The organism is Pseudomonas baetica (assembly GCF_051216495.1).
In the GTDB taxonomy this organism is placed as follows: Bacteria; Pseudomonadota; Gammaproteobacteria; order Pseudomonadales; family Pseudomonadaceae; genus Aquipseudomonas; species Aquipseudomonas baetica_B.
Genome location: NZ_JBPKAM010000116.1, coordinates 1 through 17080 on the forward strand (window position 1 = coordinate 1; position 17080 = coordinate 17080).

At 58.9% G+C, this 17080-nt stretch carries 16 protein-coding genes and 1 tRNA gene; 12 read left to right on the forward strand and 5 right to left on the reverse strand.

Features of this window, described 5'->3' with window-relative positions; translation table 11 throughout:
- Positions 1–122: 122 nt before the first annotated feature.
- The gene (locus ACSFE6_RS27095; RefSeq protein ID WP_435430473.1) at positions 123–674 is read right to left on the reverse strand and encodes a cysteine hydrolase family protein; all 552 of its coding nucleotides are present in this window, start codon (positions 672–674) and stop codon (positions 123–125) included.
- A gap of 220 nt (positions 675–894) precedes the next feature.
- Here ACSFE6_RS27095 and ACSFE6_RS27100 point away from each other — a divergent pair, with 220 nt between their 5' ends.
- From ACSFE6_RS27100 to ACSFE6_RS27125, 6 genes are all read left to right on the forward strand, one after another.
- Positions 895–3345: a penicillin acylase family protein gene (locus tag ACSFE6_RS27100; protein ID WP_435430474.1), complete on the forward strand. Its 2451-nt coding sequence runs from the start codon at positions 895–897 to the stop codon at positions 3343–3345.
- A 294-nt stretch (positions 3346–3639) separates the two neighbouring features.
- On the forward strand, positions 3640–4422 hold the full coding sequence (locus tag ACSFE6_RS27105; RefSeq protein ID WP_435430475.1) for a transporter substrate-binding domain-containing protein: 783 nt from the start codon (positions 3640–3642) through the stop codon (positions 4420–4422).
- Between the two features lie 56 nt (positions 4423–4478).
- Positions 4479–5207, forward strand: a complete 729-nt coding sequence (locus tag ACSFE6_RS27110; RefSeq protein ID WP_435430476.1) for an ABC transporter permease — start codon at positions 4479–4481, stop codon at positions 5205–5207.
- Positions 5204–5914, forward strand: coding sequence for an ABC transporter permease (locus tag ACSFE6_RS27115; RefSeq protein WP_435430477.1), 711 nt, complete (start codon positions 5204–5206; stop codon positions 5912–5914). Before ACSFE6_RS27110 ends, ACSFE6_RS27115 begins: the two co-directional genes overlap by 4 nt.
- A gap of 12 nt (positions 5915–5926) precedes the next feature.
- Positions 5927–7063 carry a succinylglutamate desuccinylase/aspartoacylase family protein gene (locus ACSFE6_RS27120; protein WP_435430478.1) on the forward strand — a complete coding sequence of 379 codons (1137 nt, stop codon included), beginning with the start codon at positions 5927–5929 and terminating at the stop codon, positions 7061–7063.
- A gap of 13 nt (positions 7064–7076) precedes the next feature.
- Entirely contained in the window at positions 7077–7841 is a 765-nt protein-coding gene (locus ACSFE6_RS27125) for an ABC transporter ATP-binding protein (protein ID WP_056856146.1), read from the forward strand.
- A 105-nt stretch (positions 7842–7946) separates the two neighbouring features.
- Here the strand turns inward: ACSFE6_RS27125 and ACSFE6_RS27130 are convergent, their stop codons facing one another.
- Positions 7947–8156: a hypothetical protein gene (locus ACSFE6_RS27130; RefSeq protein ID WP_435430479.1), complete on the reverse strand. Its 210-nt coding sequence runs from the start codon at positions 8154–8156 to the stop codon at positions 7947–7949.
- A 106-nt stretch (positions 8157–8262) separates the two neighbouring features.
- Positions 8263–8829, reverse strand: a complete 567-nt coding sequence (dcd, locus tag ACSFE6_RS27135; RefSeq protein WP_007940589.1) for a dCTP deaminase — start codon at positions 8827–8829, stop codon at positions 8263–8265.
- A gap of 353 nt (positions 8830–9182) precedes the next feature.
- Here dcd and ACSFE6_RS27140 point away from each other — a divergent pair, with 353 nt between their 5' ends.
- The gene (locus ACSFE6_RS27140; protein ID WP_002554837.1) at positions 9183–9392 is read left to right on the forward strand and encodes a cold-shock protein; all 210 of its coding nucleotides are present in this window, start codon (positions 9183–9185) and stop codon (positions 9390–9392) included.
- A 143-nt stretch (positions 9393–9535) separates the two neighbouring features.
- Here ACSFE6_RS27140 and ACSFE6_RS27145 read toward each other — a convergent pair whose 3' ends face one another.
- Complete coding sequence (locus ACSFE6_RS27145; protein WP_435430480.1) at positions 9536–10543, reverse strand: DUF481 domain-containing protein; 1008 nt, start codon at positions 10541–10543, stop codon at positions 9536–9538.
- A gap of 177 nt (positions 10544–10720) precedes the next feature.
- Here ACSFE6_RS27145 and ACSFE6_RS27150 point away from each other — a divergent pair, with 177 nt between their 5' ends.
- The 4 genes from ACSFE6_RS27150 (at position 10721) to ACSFE6_RS27165 (ending at position 15508) form a co-directional block, all read left to right on the forward strand.
- Complete coding sequence (locus tag ACSFE6_RS27150) at positions 10721–11074, forward strand: MGMT family protein (RefSeq protein ID WP_435430481.1); 354 nt, start codon at positions 10721–10723, stop codon at positions 11072–11074.
- A gap of 44 nt (positions 11075–11118) precedes the next feature.
- Positions 11119–12678, forward strand: a complete 1560-nt coding sequence (locus ACSFE6_RS27155; RefSeq protein WP_435430482.1) for an AmpG family muropeptide MFS transporter — start codon at positions 11119–11121, stop codon at positions 12676–12678.
- Between the two features lie 143 nt (positions 12679–12821).
- Positions 12822–14537 (forward strand): proline--tRNA ligase, encoded by a 1716-nt coding sequence (locus ACSFE6_RS27160; RefSeq protein WP_435430483.1) that lies wholly within the window; start codon positions 12822–12824, stop codon positions 14535–14537.
- Between the two features lie 17 nt (positions 14538–14554).
- Positions 14555–15508: a hypothetical protein gene (locus ACSFE6_RS27165; protein ID WP_435430484.1), complete on the forward strand. Its 954-nt coding sequence runs from the start codon at positions 14555–14557 to the stop codon at positions 15506–15508.
- Positions 15509–15610: 102 nt separating this feature from the next.
- On the opposite strand, the gene dinB is transcribed toward ACSFE6_RS27165, so the two are convergent.
- On the reverse strand, positions 15611–16672 hold the full coding sequence (gene dinB, locus ACSFE6_RS27170; protein ID WP_435430485.1) for a DNA polymerase IV: 1062 nt from the start codon (positions 16670–16672) through the stop codon (positions 15611–15613).
- A gap of 300 nt (positions 16673–16972) precedes the next feature.
- Here dinB and ACSFE6_RS27175 point away from each other — a divergent pair.
- Positions 16973–17049: transfer RNA gene (locus tag ACSFE6_RS27175), tRNA-Met, on the forward strand.
- The last annotated feature ends 31 nt before the right edge of the window (positions 17050–17080 follow it).

A 17080-nucleotide genomic window follows, 5' to 3' on the forward strand; every position in this document is an offset into this window, starting at 1 on the left:
AGGCGCTTTTTTTTTGTGTGAGTTCCCTACGGGAAGATGCTCCCCCAAAGTGGTTGTTGGGAAAAAAAAAAAAACAGAGGGGGGCGTCCCCCCTCCCCCCAACGAGGCCCTGATGGTCACCATCAATTCAGAATCTGCGCAGTACTGACCACCGTCGCGTACTCCCCATGCAGATTCCCCAGCGACATCCCGTGAACCTCCTCCGCTGAACGGGCATGACCGAAAAAGTCAGCCTTGTCGAAGGTGAAACAGGCATCCTCCACCACCCAGGTATCAAACCCCAGGTTACCCGCCGTTCGCGCCGTGGACTCAACCGAGTTGTGGGTCGCCACACCGACAATGATCACTTGCTCGATCCCTGCGTTGCGCAAAACGGCTTCCAGCGCCGTCGAACAAAACGCATCCGGAACCTGCTTCTGGATCACGAGTTCGCCAGGCATTGGCTCAAACCGTTCCTGAAATTCCACCCCCGATTGTTGCGACCAGAACACGGAATCCTCTGAACGGGACAAGTGCTGCACATGAACGATCGGCCGTCCGCTGCGACGCCAATGGCTCAACAACTCCAGCATGCGCTCTTCGGCCTGTGGGTTATTCCGACGACCGAGTCTGGGGTGCAGGATGCCTTTTTGTTGATCGATGATGATCAGTGCCGCGTTTGTGTTGAGCTCCATGCCCTTGCTGCTCCCGGAAATAGGGTTGAAGGGCAAAAGATCGCAGCCTTCGGCAGCTCCTACAAGGTGTACGCCAATCCAATTTAGGAGCTGCCGAAGGCTGCGATCTTTTTGTTTATCAGACAATTCCTGAAATAACCTTGCCCCCCGCTTGCGCGGCCCTCTCCTGCTCACTAACGTAGCGACTTTATTGCGCTACCACCCCCGCAGGAGCTTTGCCATGGCCTCGCCAGCCCTTATACATTTTCTACCCCGGTTCGGCGTTGCCGCAGCAGTGGCGGGGGTTTTGAGCCTGACCGGCTGTCAGAGCTTCAATGCCCAGGACACCCTCCCACCCACTACCGGTGTGCAGCCGCTCAAGGGCCTGGCGCAGAACGTTTCGGTGCGGCGCAATGCCATGGGCGTACCGTTGATCGAAAGCAGCACGTTCCACGATGCGCTGTTCACCCTCGGCTACGTGCACGCCAGCGATCGCATCACGCAAATGGTCACCCTGCGCTTGCTGGCCCAGGGACGCCTGGCCGAGATGCACGGTTCGGACCTGCTGGATGCCGACCGCTACATGCGTGCCGTCAATTTGAAGAAGAGTGCCGGTGAGCTGTACAAAGCGTCTTCGCCACGCCTCAAACGCTTCTTTGAAGTCTATGCCCGCGGGGTCAATGCTTACCTGTTCCGCTACCGCGACAAACTGCCGGCCGACCTCGCGGCCAGCGGCTATAAACCTGAATACTGGAAACCGGAAGACTCGGCGCTGATTTTCTGCCTGCTGAACTTCAGTCAGTCGGCCAACCTGCCCGAAGAAATTTCCTCACTGGTGCTGGCCCAGACGGTCACCACCGACAAGCTGCCATGGCTGACCCCTTCCGCCCCGGATGAAAAGCTGCCGGCGGCCGAAAGCGAAAAACTCCAAGGCATCAAGCTCACTGGGCAAGTGCCGGGGCTGGCGGAGATCAGCAAAGCCACAGAACAACTCTCTGACCTTAATCTGCTGGGCGCCACGTCATCGAACAACTGGGCCATCGCCCCGCAGCGCAGCCGCAGTGGCAAGAGCCTGTTGGCCAGCGACAGCCATGGCCCGATGGGCGTGCCATCGCTGTTCAACTACGTACAGATTCGCACCACGAAATTTCAAGCGTCCGGCGTGACCATCGCCGGGTTGCCGCTGGTGCTGGGCGGGTTCAACGGTAAAGTTGCCTGGAGCACCACCACCGTCATGGGCGACAACCAGGACCTGTTCCTGGAAAAAGTCAAACGCCAGGGCAATGGCCTCACTTACGAATCCAACGGCAAATGGACGCCTGCGATCGTGCGCAACGAAACCTATTTCGTCAAAGGCCAGCGTCCGATTCGCGAGGCCGTGTATGAAACCCGCCATGGTCCACTGCTCAACAGCGCCCAAGGTCTGGCCCAGGGCAGCGGTTACGGACTGGCCTTGCAGTCACCGAGTTTCACCGACGACAAAACCCTGGACGCGTTTTTCGACCTGTCCCGGGCGCAGAACGTCGAACGCGCTTCGGACGCCAGCCGCGAGATCCGCGCCATCGCCCTGAACCTGGTGTTCGCCGATGCCAGCAACATCGGCTGGCAAGTCACCGGCCGCTACCCCAACCGTCGTGAAGGTGAAGGCCTGCTGCCCTCGCCGGGCTGGGAAGGACGTTACGATTGGGACGGTTACGCCGACCCGATGCTTCACCCCTACGATCAGGACCCGGCGCAAGGCTGGCTCGGCACCGCCAACCAGCGGGTCATTCCCCATGGCTACGGCATGCAACTGTCCAACTCCTGGTCGGCGCCGGAACGCGGCGAACGCCTGGCTGAACTGGCCGGAGCGGGCAAGCACGACACCCGCAGCCTGATCGCCATGCAGTACGACCAGACCACCACCTTCGCTGCCAAACTGAAGAAAATGTTCGAAGCACCGGGCATGGCCCAGCCGCTCAAGCAGGCCATCGACGCCTTGCCGGCGGCCGATCGCGACAAGGCCCGCGAAGCCTTTACCCGCTTGATGGCATTCGACGGCAAGCTCAGCCCGACTTCCGCCGATGCGGCAATCTACGAACTGTTCCTGCAAGAGAGCGCCAAACAGATCTTCCTCGACGAACTGGGGCCGCAAAGCAGTCCGGCGTGGAAAGCCTTTATCGCCAACGGCAAGTTGTCCTACGCCGCCCAGGCCGATCACCTGCTGGGCCGAGAAGACAGTCCGTTCTGGGATGACACGCGCACCGCGCAGAAAGAAGACAAACCGGCCATCCTCGCCCGCAGCCTGGCAGCGGCGATCAGCGCTGGCGACAGTCTTCTGGGTGGCAGCCACAACACCTGGCAGTGGGGCAAACTGCACCGCTACGAATGGAAGAACAGCAACGGCCAGACCGTACGCGGACCGTTGCCGGCCGGCGGCGATCACACCACGCTCAACACTGCGGCATTCGCCTGGGGCCAGGACTTCAACACGACACTGGTGCCGGCCATGCGCTTTATTGTCGACTTTGGCCAGGCCGAACCGCTGACGGCTCAGCTCGCCACCGGCCAGTCCGGCAACCCGGCCAGTGCGAACTACCTCAACAGCATCGATCCGTGGTTGAAGGGGCAATACATGAGCTTGCCGATGCAGCCGCAGAACTTTGACAAGGCGTATGGAACCAAGCGGTTGACCCTGACACCCGGCAAATAACGACCGCCACAATTCCCTGTGGGAGCGAGCCTGCTCGCGAATGGGCGTGTCAGTCACCTTGAATAACGACTGGCATGCCCTCTTCGCGAGCAGGCTCGCTCCCACCAAAAACAGTGCAGGCTTTTCACGCTGCCCGTTTTCGTGCACTAATCGCTTCCGGCAATTTCCCGGACACCTTTTAAACGCTTGTTCGGCACTCTGGTTCGGAAATTGCTACTTTCATTAAGTCTTACGCGTACCAGTAACAATAATTCTGCGCCACAAGCGCTCATATTGGTTCTTAGGGATTGAATAATGAAAAAAGCATTGCTGACCCTGTCTGCACTGGCATTGTGCGTAGCTGCTGGCTCTGCGCTGGCAAAGGAATACAAGGAACTGCGTTTTGGCGTTGACCCTTCCTACGCACCGTTCGAGTCGAAAGCGGCCGACGGCAGCCTGGTGGGCTTCGACATCGATCTGGGCAACGCAATCTGCGCCGAGCTGAAGGTCAAGTGCAAATGGGTCGAAAGTGACTTCGACGGCATGATTCCAGGCCTGAAGGCCAACAAATTCGACGGTGTGATCTCCTCGATGACCGTCACCCCGGCCCGCGAAAAAGTCATCGACTTCTCCAGCGAGCTGTTCTCCGGCCCAACCGCCTATGTGTCCAAGAAAGGTTCTGGCATCACCGCAGACGTTGCCACGCTCAAGGGCAAAACCGTCGGCTACGAGCAAGGCACCATTCAGGAAGCTTATGCCAAGGCCGTTCTGGACAAGGCCGGCGTGAAAACCCAGGCCTATCAGAACCAGGATCAGGTGTATGCCGACCTGAGATCCGGTCGTCTGGATGCCGGTATCCAGGACATGCTGCAAGCGGAACTGGGCTTCCTCAAGTCGCCTGATGGCGCCGATTACGAGGTCAGCAAACCGGTCGACAGCGAACTGCTGCCAGCCAAAACCGCTGTCGGTATTAAGAAAGGTAACACCGAGCTGAAAGCGCTTTTGGATAAAGGTATCAAAGCGTTACACGATGATGGCACCTACGCCACCATCCAGAAGAAACACTTTGGCGATCTGAATCTGTACAGCGGCAAATAATGCCCGGCGCCCATCTCGCGATGGGCGCTTTTTTCTTCCGATCAGGTTGCTGATTTATGTTCGAAAACCTCTTACAAAATCTGGGGCTCTCCGCCTTCAGCCTCAAGGGCTTCGGTCCGCTGCTGATGGAAGGCACCTGGATGACCATCAAATTATCGGCGATGTCGCTGCTGGTGGCCGTGTTGCTCGGCCTGCTCGGTGCCAGTGCCAAGCTTTCCAAAGTCAAACTGCTGCGCCTGCCTGCCCAGTGCTACACCACGCTGATTCGCGGGGTACCGGACCTGGTGCTGATGCTGCTGATTTTCTACAGCCTGCAAACCTGGCTGACGTCGCTCACCGACTACATGGAATGGGAATACATCGAGATCAACCCGTTCAGCGCCGGCGTACTCACCCTGGGCTTCATTTACGGTGCGTACTTCACCGAAACCTTCCGTGGCGCCATCCTCGCCGTGCCTCGCGGCCAGGTCGAAGCGGCTACCGCTTACGGCCTCAAACGTGGCCAGCGATTCCGCATCGTGGTGTTTCCGCAAATGATGCGCTTTGCCCTGCCGGGGATCGGCAACAACTGGATGGTCATGCTCAAGGCGACTGCGCTGGTGTCGATCATTGGCCTGGCCGATCTGGTCAAGGCTGCCCAGGACGCGGGTAAAAGCAGCTATCAACTGTTCTATTTCCTGGTGCTCGCCGCCCTGATCTACCTGGTGATCACCAGCGCCTCCAATATCATTCTGCGCTGGCTCGAACGCCGCTATGCCGCCGGCACACGGGAGGCCGTACGATGATCGAACTCCTGCAGGAATACTGGAAAGCCTTCCTTTATACCGACGGCCAAAACATCACCGGCCTGGCCATGACCCTGTGGCTGCTCAGCGCGTCGATCTTCTTCGGCTTCATCGTCTCGATACCGTTGTCCATCGCCCGGGTCTCGCCGCACTTCTACATTCGCTGGCCGGTACAGTTCTACACCTACCTGTTCCGTGGCACGCCGCTCTACATCCAGCTGCTGATCTGCTACACCGGGATCTACAGCCTGGCCGCCGTGCGTGCGCAACCGCTGCTCGACAGTTTCTTCCGCGACGCGATGAACTGCACGATCCTGGCGTTCGCCCTGAACACCTGTGCCTACACCACAGAGATATTCGCCGGCGCCATTCGCAGCATGGCCCACGGTGAAGTCGAAGCAGCCAAGGCCTACGGCCTGACCGGCTGGAAGCTGTATGCCTACGTGATCATGCCTTCGGCCCTGCGTCGTTCGTTGCCGTATTACAGCAACGAAGTGATTCTGATGCTGCACTCGACCACCGTGGCGTTCACGGCAACCATTCCGGACATTTTGAAAGTGGCTCGGGACGCCAACTCGGCGACCTTCCTGACCTTCCAGTCGTTCGGCATCGCCGCACTGATCTACCTGGCCGTCACCTTTGCGCTGGTCGGCCTGTTCCGCCTCGCCGAACGCCGTTGGCTGGCCTTCCTCGGGCCGACCCACTAGGACTTTACGCACATGCGCCACCAGATTCATGACCTGCTGGCCCCGCTGCCGGGGACCGCACGCCAGATCCACAGCTTCCACTTCGGGCCTGCAACGACACCCGCCGTTACAAACGCCCGAGGCAAGATCTATATCCAGTCCTCCCTTCACGCCGATGAAATGCCCGGCATGCTGGTGGCCTGGCACCTCAAGCAACGTCTGGCAGAGCTGGAAGCCGCTGGCCGCCTGCGCAGCGAAATCGTTCTGGTTCCGGTTGCCAACCCGGTCGGCCTGGAACAAGTGCTGATGGACGTGCCACTGGGCCGCTACGAGCTGGAAAGTGGGCAGAACTTCAACCGCTGGTTCGTCGATTTGAGCGAAGAGGTCGGCAACGACATCGAAGGCCAGCTCGGCGACAATCCGCAGCACAACCTGCAATTGATCCGCAACAGCCTGCGCAATGCACTGGCACGGCAGACTGCCAGTACGCAACTGCAATCCCAGCGCCTGACCTTGCAGCGATTGGCCTGCGATGCCGACATGGTGCTGGACCTGCACTGTGATTTCGAAGCGGTCGCGCACCTTTACACCACGCCAGAAGCCTGGCCGCAGGTCGAGCCGCTGGCCCGCTACATCGGTGCCGAAGCCAGCCTGTTGGCCACCGATTCCGGCGGCCAGTCATTCGATGAATGCTTCACCTTGCTTTGGTGGCAATTGAAGGAGCGCTTCGGCGAGCATTTCGATATTCCGCTGGGCAGTTTTTCGGTCACGGTCGAACTGCGCGGCCAAGGCGACGTCAATCATCCGCTGGCCAGCCTCGACTGCCAGGCCCTGATCGACTATCTGATTCACTTCGGCGCGATAGCGGGCGAACCGGCACCCCTGCCTGACCTGCCCTACCCGGCCACGCCGCTGGCCGGTGTCGAGCCTGTGTCCACGCCGGTCGGCGGCCTGCTGGTGTTCACCGCGCTGCCAGGGGAATACCTGGAAGCCGGGCAACTGATTGCCGAAATCATCGATCCGATCTCTGACCGCGTCACACCGGTCCACTGCACCGCCACCGGGTTGATGTACGCCCGCTCGCTGCGCCGCATGGCCACCGCCGGCATGGTGATCGCCCACGTTGCAGGCGCCGAAGCCTATCGCAGCGGCTACCTACTTTCGCCTTGAGGATGCTTGTTACATGTACAAACTGACCATTGAAGGCCTGCATAAAAGCTATGGCGATCATGAGGTGCTCAAAGGCGTTTCGCTCAAGGCCAACACCGGCGACGTCATCAGTCTGATCGGCGCCAGTGGCTCGGGCAAAAGTACCTTTCTGCGCTGCATCAACTTTCTCGAACAACCCAACGACGGCGCCATGAGTCTCGACGGCCAGGCGATCCGCATGGTCAAGGATCGCCACGGCATGCATGTGGCCGATCCCGACGAACTGCAACGGATCCGCACCCGCCTGGCCATGGTGTTCCAGCACTTCAACCTGTGGAGCCACATGACCGTGCTGGAAAACATCACCATGGCCCCGCGCCGGGTGCTGGGTTGCAGCAAACAGGAAGCCGAAGACCGTGCACGCCGCTACCTCGATAAAGTCGGATTACCGGCACGGGTCGCCGACCAGTACCCGGCATTCCTCTCCGGCGGTCAACAGCAGCGCGTGGCGATTGCCCGGGCCTTGGCCATGGAACCGGAAGTCATGTTGTTCGACGAGCCGACTTCGGCGCTGGACCCGGAACTGGTGGGCGAAGTGCTGAAGGTGATCCAGGGCCTGGCCGAAGAAGGCCGGACCATGATCATGGTCACCCACGAAATGAGCTTCGCGCGCAAAGTGTCGAGCCAAGTATTGTTTCTGCACCAAGGCCTGGTCGAGGAAGAAGGCGCGCCGGAAGATGTGCTGGGTAATCCGAAGAGTGAGCGGTTGAAACAGTTCCTGAGCGGCAACCTCAAGTAACCGGCAAACCACTGTAGGAGCGAGCTTGCTCGCGATGGAGTGTCAGCCTACACCGTGGTGCCTGACCCACCATCGCGAGCAAGCTCGCTCCTACATCCAATTCAATCAGACGACCGGTGCAGGAGGCGGTTCATCCGGCAGGGTGGGCTCTCCGGGCTCTTCGGGTTGTTCGTTGGGGCTATCGGGATCAGGCTGGTGAGGGATGCCCCCTGCCATGCTGATGGGTGGGTGTGCCAGCAACGACCAGGCTAAAACGCCAACCTGATTGGGCTCAAGCCTTGCCAGTTCGGCACTTATTCGCGGGTCGATCTTCATAAAGCACTCCTGAGCGATGGCCCGGTCCGCCTTGCGCGGATCGGGCAGTACACTCCATAGAGTGTACGCTCGCCCAGGAATTCCCACGTTTTGTCAGACGGCTGACTCAGGTCCGTGGCAGGGTCACGCCGCGCTGGCCCTGGTACTTGCCGCCGCGATCCTTATAGGAAACTTCGCATTCCTCGTCGGACTCGAGGAACAGCATCTGCGCTACGCCTTCGTTGGCGTAGATCTTCGCCGGCAGGTTGGTGGTGTTGGAAAACTCCAGGGTTACGTGACCTTCCCATTCCGGCTCGAGCGGGGTGACGTTGACGATGATGCCGCAGCGGGCATAGGTGCTCTTGCCCAGGCAAATGGTCAATACGTTGCGCGGAATACGGAAGTATTCGACGGTGCTGGCCAGGGCGAAGGAGTTCGGCGGAATGATGCAGACGTCGCTGTGGATGTCGACGAAGCTACCGGCGTCGAAGTTCTTCGGATCGACAATGGCCGAATTGATGTTGGTGAACACCTTGAAATGATTGGTGCAACGAACGTCGTAGCCGTAACTCGATACGCCGTAGGAGATCACACGGCTATCGTCACTGCCGCGCATCTGGCGCTCGACGAACGGCTCGATCATGCCGTGTTCCTGCGCCATGCGGCGAATCCACTTGTCCGATTTGATGCTCATGGCGGGTGTCCTGAATAGCGAGGTGGAAAAATCTGTCCCGCATCTTACCGGGGCGCGCCGTCGGGTTCAAAGCGCCGGGCACAATTCTCGACGATCACCTTGAATTGACGGACCTTCGAAACAATACGATGCACCGTCGATCATGAAAACCGAGAAACCTTCGCAAGAAACATTGGCACCTATCGGAAAAAGGGTTAAGGTGGCGCCACTGTGTTGCTTGTGTCACTGAGAATCTCTGCACGATATGTTGAATTTCGATCCAACCGTCTACAAGAATTTTTCCTGCTCTTTGCACTCAGTCTCGGCCAGGGTTCTTCCTGAGTCGCAGTTATCTTTGTCCAAGGAGTTACACCATGTCTAATCGCCAAACCGGTACCGTTAAGTGGTTCAACGATGAAAAAGGCTTCGGCTTCATCACTCCACAATCCGGTGATGACCTGTTCGTTCACTTCAAAGCTATCCAATCCGACGGCTTCAAAAGCCTGAAAGAAGGCCAACAGGTTTCTTTCATCGCTACTCGCGGTCAGAAAGGCATGCAAGCTGAAGAAGTTCAAGTTATCTAACTTGCACTTGCTTTAGTAAAAAGCCCCGCCCTCAACAGCGGGGCTTTTTTGTGCCCGTTGAAAAGTTCGCAGCCTTCTGCAACTCCTACAGGGTGTACGTCAATCCATGTAGGAGCTGCAGAAGGCTGCGATCTTTTGAGGCCTTACCAGGTCACGCCAAACCCGGCGGTATAGCGGGTCTTGTCCAGGTCGGCATCGTCAGTGCCACTGATGATGTCCCGTTCGGCCTTCAGATTAAGCGAAGCCCAGTCGGTCACCTTGTAGCGCAAGCCCAGCTCTGCATCCAGTGCATACTCGGCCACGCCTGACAACGGCTTGCCCACCTCGCCATTGGTGAAAAACTCGACTTTCTTGCCAACCAGATAGCGGTTGTAATCCCACTTCATCGCCACGGAATAGAAGTTTTCCTTGCTGCCGTCGGCGAATTGATAGTCCGTGCGGTTGACCAGGGAGCCCAGCGAGAAAGCCCCCAATTCGTCATCCCAGAACTGATAACCCGGGCCCGTACCAACGGTTCGCTGACGGGACAGATCTTCGACCTTGTCGCGCTTGTAGACCAGGCGACCTTGCCAGAACCATTTATCCGTCAGGAAGCGGTCGAGGGAATACTCAGCCCGCCAGTTGTCCGTGGTGACCACGTCATCCTGGAACTCGCGGTTGTATTCGCCTTCCGCAATGTGTCGCCAACGACCATGGCGCGCCGTGGTCTTGAAGTCGATGTCGTAGTCATCGGTGTCCTTATCGGCCCGCTGGTAATCCAGGGCCGCATCGATGTTGCCCTTCCACACAAGATCCTCGACCACTGGCTTGGGCTTGAGAATCTGCTGGACGCTCGCCAGCTCCACCGTCCTTGGTGTGTCACCGTTGGCCAGGGTGACCTTGCCATCCTCTGCGGCATGCAGCGACTTGGCCTTCTCGCCGGTGTAGGCATCCTGCTTGACCAGCAGTTCCTGATCACTTTCCAGTGTTTTGACCTGCTTCCAGTCGATCGGGACAGCCCCTGCGTATTCAGTCTGGATCAGCAACTTGCCGCCATCGAACAGAATGATCTTGCCGCTCAGCTTGTCACCGTTCTTCAGCCAGACGGTATCGGCGAGCGAAGACGTGGAAGCACTGATGACAGCGAGGCACAGCAGGGTTCTGGACAACATAAGCAAAAACAAACTCAAGATTGCGAAAAAAAGTCGGCATTATCCGAGGAAATAAGGCCCTAGCAAGGACTGACACGACTATTTCTATTGAGTTCATTTCTCAAGCGGCAATCCACCATTTACTCTACAGACGGTACTGTGAATCTTTTCAGGAATACTTTTCCAGGAACGCCGGACGTGAATGAACCCTTCGCTGAACCAGAGAGTGCGGCACAAATCCGACGCACGGCACTCTACCTGACCCTCGCACAAGTGCCCGAGGGTAAGGTGGTCAGTTATGGCCAGTTAGCGGAGCTCGCCGGCCTGGGGCGTGCTGCCCGCTGGGTTGGGCGAACATTGAGCCAACTGCCCGGTGACAGTAAATTGCCCTGGCACCGCGTACTCGGCGCTGGCGGACGCATCAGCCTGCCGGCGGGCAGCCCGTCCGGGGACGAACAACGCGCGCGATTGCGCATGGAGGGCATCAGCATCCTGAATAATCGTGTTGATATTCGGCGCCATGGCTGGCGTCCGGTAGAGCACAGCGGTTAGAGTGCGCGCTTTGTTTCCGTATTTCTTGAGGCAGACTCCAGCCCATGCCCCGTAAAACCTGGCGCGCCGCGCTCGCTGCCTATGCCAGCCCCTCGACGCTTGTACTGTTGTTGCTGGGTTTCGCTGCCGGCCTGCCTTACATGCTGGTGTTCTCGACACTTTCGGTCTGGTTGCGCGAAGCCGGTGTGGCTCGCGAAACCATCGGCTATGCCAGCCTGATCGGCCTGGCCTATGCCTTTAAATGGGTCTGGTCACCGCTGCTCGACCAATGGCGCCTGCCATTGCTCGGCAAGCTGGGCCGACGACGTTCCTGGCTGGTGCTATCTCAAGGACTGGTGATCCTCGGCCTGATCGGGATGGGTTTCTGCGATCCGCAAAAGCACCTGTCCTGGCTGATCGCCATTGCGGTGATCGTCGCTTTCGCCTCGGCGACGCAAGATATTGCGGTTGACGCCTACCGTCTGGAAATCGCCGAAGACAGTCGCCAGGCTGCGCTGGCCGCCAGCTACATGTCCGGTTATCGAATCGCCGCACTGCTGGCGACCGCCGGCGCGCTGTATTTTGCCGAGGGTTTCGGCTCGACCGGTTTCAACTACCAGCATTCCGCATGGGCCGGCACCTACATCTTGTTTGGCGCCTTGATGGTTCCAGCACTGGTGACCAGCCTGTTCATGCGTGAACCGCCCGTTCCGCTGCGAACGCAACTGCAGGCAGGGCGATACAGTTTCGTGCATCAACTGGCCTCCGTGTTCGTACTGATCGTGCTGCTGGTTTCCGTGCCGGCCATGTTCACCCAGCTCTACAACACCGACTTTGCCAGCGTGCTATTCGATGGCGTAAGCCTGCTCGACCTGCTGCTCGAAGACCGTGCATTCCTGCGTGCGATCCTCTACACCACCCTCACCGCCCTATGCCTCTCGGCCATGGGCCGGCGCGGACTGGCGCCAGTGCTGACACCGGTCAATGACTTCATCCTGCGTTACCGCTGGCAAGCACTGCTGCTGCTCGGGCTGATCGCCACCTATCGGATGTCCGATACGGTCATGGGCGTGATGGCCAACGTGTTCTACATCGACCAGGGCTTCACCAAAGACCAGATCGCCAGCGTCAGCAAGATCTTCGGCCTGATCATGACCCTGGTCGGCGCTGGCATGGGCGGCCTGCTGATCGTGCGCTTCGGCATCCTGCCCATTCTGTTCATCGGTGGCGCCGCATCAGCAGCCACCAACATATTGTTCCTGCTGTTGGCGGACATGGGGCCTAACCTGCAAATGCTGGTGGTCACCATCTCCCTGGACAACTTCAGTTCCGGCTTGGCGACTTCGGCCTTCGTCGCTTACCTGTCGAGCCTGACCAACCTCAAGTTCTCCGCCACCCAATACGCCCTGCTCAGCTCGATCATGCTCTTGCTGCCGCGCCTGATCGGCGGTTACTCCGGGGTCATGGTGGAAAAATTCGGTTATCACAACTTCTTCCTGATCACCGCCCTGCTGGGCGTTCCGACCCTGGTATTGATTGCCTTGCACTGGTTCCAGGAGAACCGTCGCGAAGGTCCGACACCGACGCCGGAACCCGTACCGACCCAGGTCGCGGAAGAATCGTAGGAAACATTCGAAGGAAATCTCGCAGAGGGCGGAACGTTTCCCGCCCTCTCGCCACGCCACCGACCGCACGCCTGTACGACAGCGGATCTCGCCCGTACAATGCTCCGTCATTTCTCGTCATCAGCAATCGATAACGGCCAACCATGCGCACCAGTCAATTTTTGCTCGCCACACAGAAAGAAACGCCTTCCGACGCGGTCGTGATCAGCCATCAGCTGATGCTGCGCGCCGGCATGATCCGCAAACTCGCCTCGGGCCTGTACACCTGGCTGCCGATGGGCTTGCGAGTCATGCGCAAGGTCGAAGCCGTCGTTCGCGAAGAAATGAACGCCGCCGGCTCCCTCGAAGTGTTGATGCCGAGCACCCAGCCGGCCGAGCTGTGGCAGGAATCCGGTCGCTGGGAAGAGTACGGCCCTGAACTGTTGCGCTTCAAGGATCGTCACGGTCGCGATTTCTGCGCCGGCCCGACCCACGAAGAAGTCATCACCGATCTGATGCGTAACGAGCTGAGCAGCTACAAACAGCTGCCGATCAACCTGTACCAGATCCAGACCAAGTTCCGTGATGAAATCCGCCCACGCTTCGGCTTGATGCGCGGCCGCGAATTCATCATGAAAGACGCCTATTCGTTCCACGCCGACCAGGCATCGCTGCAGGTCACCTACGACCGCATGCACCAGGCGTACTGCAACGTGTTCACCCGACTGGGCCTGAAATTCCGCCCGGTTGAGGCCGACAACGGCTCCATTGGCGGTGCCGGCTCCCACGAATTCCACGTACTGGCCGAATCCGGTGAAGACGATATCGTTTTCAGCAACGGTTCCGACTACGCGGCGAACATCGAGAAAGCCGAAGCTGTACCGCGCGAAACCTCGCGCCCAGCGCCGACCGAAGAGCTGCGCCTGGTAGACACCCCGGACACCAAGACCATCGCTGCGCTGGTGGAGAAATTCAATCTGCCGATTGAAAAGACCATCAAGACCCTGATCGTGCATGCGGAAGAGAAAGGCAAGCTGATCGCCCTGATCATCCGTGGCGACCACGAACTGAACGAAATCAAGGCCGCCAACCAACCTGGCGTCGCCAGCCCGCTGGTCATGGCATCCGACGCCGAACTGCGCGACGCCATCGGTGCCGGCGCCGGTTCCCTCGGCCCACTGAACCTGCCGCTTCCGATCATCATCGACCGTTCCGTCGAGCTGATGAGCGACTTCGGCATCGGTGCCAACATCGACGACAAGCACTACTTCGGCGTGAACTGGGAACGCGACCTGCCGGTTCCTACCGTTGCCGACCTGCGTAACGTGGTCAGCGGCGACCCAAGCCCGGATGGCAAGGGCACCCTGGAAATCAAGCGCGGCATCGAAGTCGGGCACATCTTCCAGCTGGGCAACAAGTACAGCAAGGCGATGAAGTGCGAAGTGCTGGGCGAGAACGGCAAGCCGGTCACCCTGGAAATGGGCTGCTACGGCATTGGCGTTTCCCGCGTAGTCGCCGCTGCCATCGAACAGAACAGCGACGACAAAGGCATCATCTGGAGCGATACCCTGGCGCCGTTCCAGATCGCCCTGGTACCGCTGCGCTACGAGACCGACCTGGTCCGCGAGGCCACCGACAAGCTGTATGCAGAACTGACTGCAGCCGGCTTCGAAGTCCTGCTGGACGACCGCGACAAGAAAACCAGCCCGGGCATCAAGTTCGCAGACATGGAGCTGATCGGCATTCCACACCGGATCGTGGTCAGCGACCGCGGCCTCGCCGAAGGCAACCTGGAATACAAGAGCCGTACCGAGGCCGAGCCACAAGCGCTGCCGGTCGCCGACGTACTGTCGTTCCTTCAGGCCCGTATCCGCCGCTGAAACCAGATAGAGACGTCATGTTCAAGCGAAACACCTTAGGCCTCGGTGGTGCCGCCCTGTGCGGCACCCTGCTGGTCAGCGGCTGTGCCAATCACATGTCACAACGCAGCGAGCACGAGGAACGTGTCGAGCGCAAACTGCTCGATCACAGCCTGCAGATCGATGTTGGTGAGCCCAAGGTGCTTGAGCTGCCGCAACGCCGGGTGAAAATCCTCGAGCAGAAGACTTTCGAAGTCACTGAATTCGAAGTCACACGCCATTACGACCGCTACACCCCCTACCAACCTTGGCGGGAGGTCTACGAGATCCCGCTGGGTGCGGTGGCTGTGGTGGCGGGTGTCGGCGCCAACGTGGCCAACGTATTTGCCTTGGGTAACCTGCCGGATAGCATGACCAAGGACTGGTTCAACTACGGATTCGCCGGGCTCAACCCGTTCATGAACGTGCAGTCTCATGGTCGCGCACAGCAAAACCTGGCCGGGATCGACGAAGTCCAGCGCGACAAGCGCACCGAATATTCGAGCCTGCCTTGGAGCGAGCGTCCGGTCGAGGTCAAGGCCGGCAAGGATACGTTCGAGCTGAGCACCGACAAGAACGGCGTCCTGCGCCTGAACCTGCTGGACAGTCCGTTCGCCGAACATGACCTCAATCACCTGGGCAAGCTGCAGATCAGTGTCGCGGACGCCAAGGATGACGTGCACACCAACTCGTCCCTGGCGCTGAGCCACACCTTGCGCGGCAAGCTTCTGGAAGCCCACGGTCTGATTTACGACGATCTCGAAGACGACGAAGTGAGCCAGTGGGTACACCGGGTCAAACGCCTGTCGGAACTGGGTCTGGAAGAAGAAGCCAGTGAACTGGAGCAGAGCCTGATCGAACTGACCCGCAACGATCCCGAATTGCAGACCGAGTTCCTCAAGTCCTTGACCAAGGATGCGGGGCGCCTGGTGGCGGATCCGGGACCGAATTAACGCTTTTGTAGGAGCGAGCTTGCTCGCGATGGGCTTGCAGGCACCGCGGGCATTCAGACAAGCCCGCGTTATCGTTGACGTCCATCGCGAGCATGCTCGCTCCTACAGCTCAAACAACTCCATTTGCTCAAACCCGCCCCGCAAATCCTCCAGTCTCACCCCCACCCCCAACAACCGAACCGGTTTGCCTCCACGATTGAACGCTTGGGTCAGCAACAACTGATAACTGCCCAAATCCCGCCCTGCCCCTGCCTGCTCAATGGTCGTCTGGGTGAAATCATGGAATTTTACTTTGACGAACGGTTTCCCCGGCCGATAGCTGCTGTCGATTCGCGCCATGCGACCGGCCAGGGTTTCCAGCAGCTCGGGTAATTTATCCAGGCAACTCACCAAATCCGGCAGATCGACATCGTAGGTGTTCTCGACACTGATCGACTGCCGGCGACTGTCATTGTGCACCTGGCGATCATCGATCCCTCGCGCCAGGCACCAGAGGCGCTCTCCGAAGCTGCCAAATTCGCGCACCAGCGCCAATTTGTCCCACTCGCGCAATTGCGCGCAATCGTGGATGCCGAGCTTGCCCAACCGGTCGGCAGTGACCTTACCGACCCCATGCAACTTGCTCACGGGCAACCCACTGACAAAGTCTTCGACTTGATCCGGCGTAATGACAAACAAACCATTGGGCTTTTTCCAGTCGCTGGCGATCTTGGCGAGAAACTTGTTCGGCGCCACGCCGGCCGAGACAGTGATGTGCAGTTGATTCGATACCCGCCGGCGGATGTCCTGGGCGATACGTGTGGCGCTGCCACCGAAATGCGCACTGTCCGACACATCAAGGTAGGCCTCGTCGAGGGAAAGCGGCTCAATGGTGTCGGTGTAATCGCGAAAGATCGTGTGAATCTCCTTCGACGCTTCCCTGTAGGCATCCATACGTGGCTTGACGATGGTCAGGTCCGGACACAGCTTCAGCGCATGCCCGGACGACATGGCCGAACGCACGCCATATGCCCGGGCTTCATAATTACAGGTCGCAATGACTCCACGGCGATCCGCCGCACCACCCACCGCCAGCGGTTTTCCGGCCAGGCGCGGGTCATCACGCATCTCAATGGCGGCGTAGAAACAGTCACAATCGACGTGGATGATTTTTCGCTGGGTCATATCAACGCGGTGTTCAGAGTAAAGAATGGCGACGCGCCCTGTGGGATAAGCAGTATCTCACTGACACCTGTATATAGCACCAGTGGTCTGAATGTTCTTCATCGAATGTAGGAAGCGCGATTGATAAATTTATTTTTTCAATCATCCGGCACTGACCAATAGAGCTTGAAGCCTTGCCACGCCTGCCTTTCAGAGCGATCAGCAACCCCATCATCGAGCTAAGCAATTGAACCTGAAGAGGTTTTACCAAGATTTACGGTTGACAGCCTGTCGATCCTCTGTAGAATGCCGCCACACAGACGCGGGATGGAGCAGTCTGGTAGCTCGTCGGGCTCATAACCCGAAGGTCGTCGGTTCAAATCCGGCTCCCGCAACCAAACATCAAAAAAGGCTACTCGAAAGAGTGGC

Excerpts from the sequence above, each read along its gene's own strand:
- ACSFE6_RS27095 (WP_435430473.1), bottom strand. The coding sequence starts at position 674 with ATGGAGCTCAACACAAACGCGGCACTGATCATCATCGATCAACAAAAA.
- ACSFE6_RS27100 (WP_435430474.1), top strand. The coding sequence starts at position 895 with ATGGCCTCGCCAGCCCTTATACATTTTCTACCCCGGTTCGGCGTTGCC.
- ACSFE6_RS27105 (WP_435430475.1), top strand. The coding sequence starts at position 3,640 with ATGAAAAAAGCATTGCTGACCCTGTCTGCACTGGCATTGTGCGTAGCT.
- ACSFE6_RS27110 (WP_435430476.1), top strand. The coding sequence starts at position 4,479 with ATGTTCGAAAACCTCTTACAAAATCTGGGGCTCTCCGCCTTCAGCCTC.
- ACSFE6_RS27115 (WP_435430477.1), top strand. The coding sequence starts at position 5,204 with ATGATCGAACTCCTGCAGGAATACTGGAAAGCCTTCCTTTATACCGAC.
- ACSFE6_RS27120 (WP_435430478.1), top strand. The coding sequence starts at position 5,927 with ATGCGCCACCAGATTCATGACCTGCTGGCCCCGCTGCCGGGGACCGCA.
- ACSFE6_RS27125 (WP_056856146.1), top strand. The coding sequence starts at position 7,077 with ATGTACAAACTGACCATTGAAGGCCTGCATAAAAGCTATGGCGATCAT.
- ACSFE6_RS27130 (WP_435430479.1), bottom strand. The coding sequence starts at position 8,156 with ATGAAGATCGACCCGCGAATAAGTGCCGAACTGGCAAGGCTTGAGCCC.
- dcd (WP_007940589.1), bottom strand. The coding sequence starts at position 8,829 with ATGAGCATCAAATCGGACAAGTGGATTCGCCGCATGGCGCAGGAACAC.
- ACSFE6_RS27140 (WP_002554837.1), top strand. The coding sequence starts at position 9,183 with ATGTCTAATCGCCAAACCGGTACCGTTAAGTGGTTCAACGATGAAAAA.
- ACSFE6_RS27145 (WP_435430480.1), bottom strand. The coding sequence starts at position 10,543 with ATGTTGTCCAGAACCCTGCTGTGCCTCGCTGTCATCAGTGCTTCCACG.
- ACSFE6_RS27155 (WP_435430482.1), top strand. The coding sequence starts at position 11,119 with ATGCCCCGTAAAACCTGGCGCGCCGCGCTCGCTGCCTATGCCAGCCCC.
- ACSFE6_RS27160 (WP_435430483.1), top strand. The coding sequence starts at position 12,822 with ATGCGCACCAGTCAATTTTTGCTCGCCACACAGAAAGAAACGCCTTCC.
- ACSFE6_RS27165 (WP_435430484.1), top strand. The coding sequence starts at position 14,555 with ATGTTCAAGCGAAACACCTTAGGCCTCGGTGGTGCCGCCCTGTGCGGC.
- dinB (WP_435430485.1), bottom strand. The coding sequence starts at position 16,672 with ATGACCCAGCGAAAAATCATCCACGTCGATTGTGACTGTTTCTACGCC.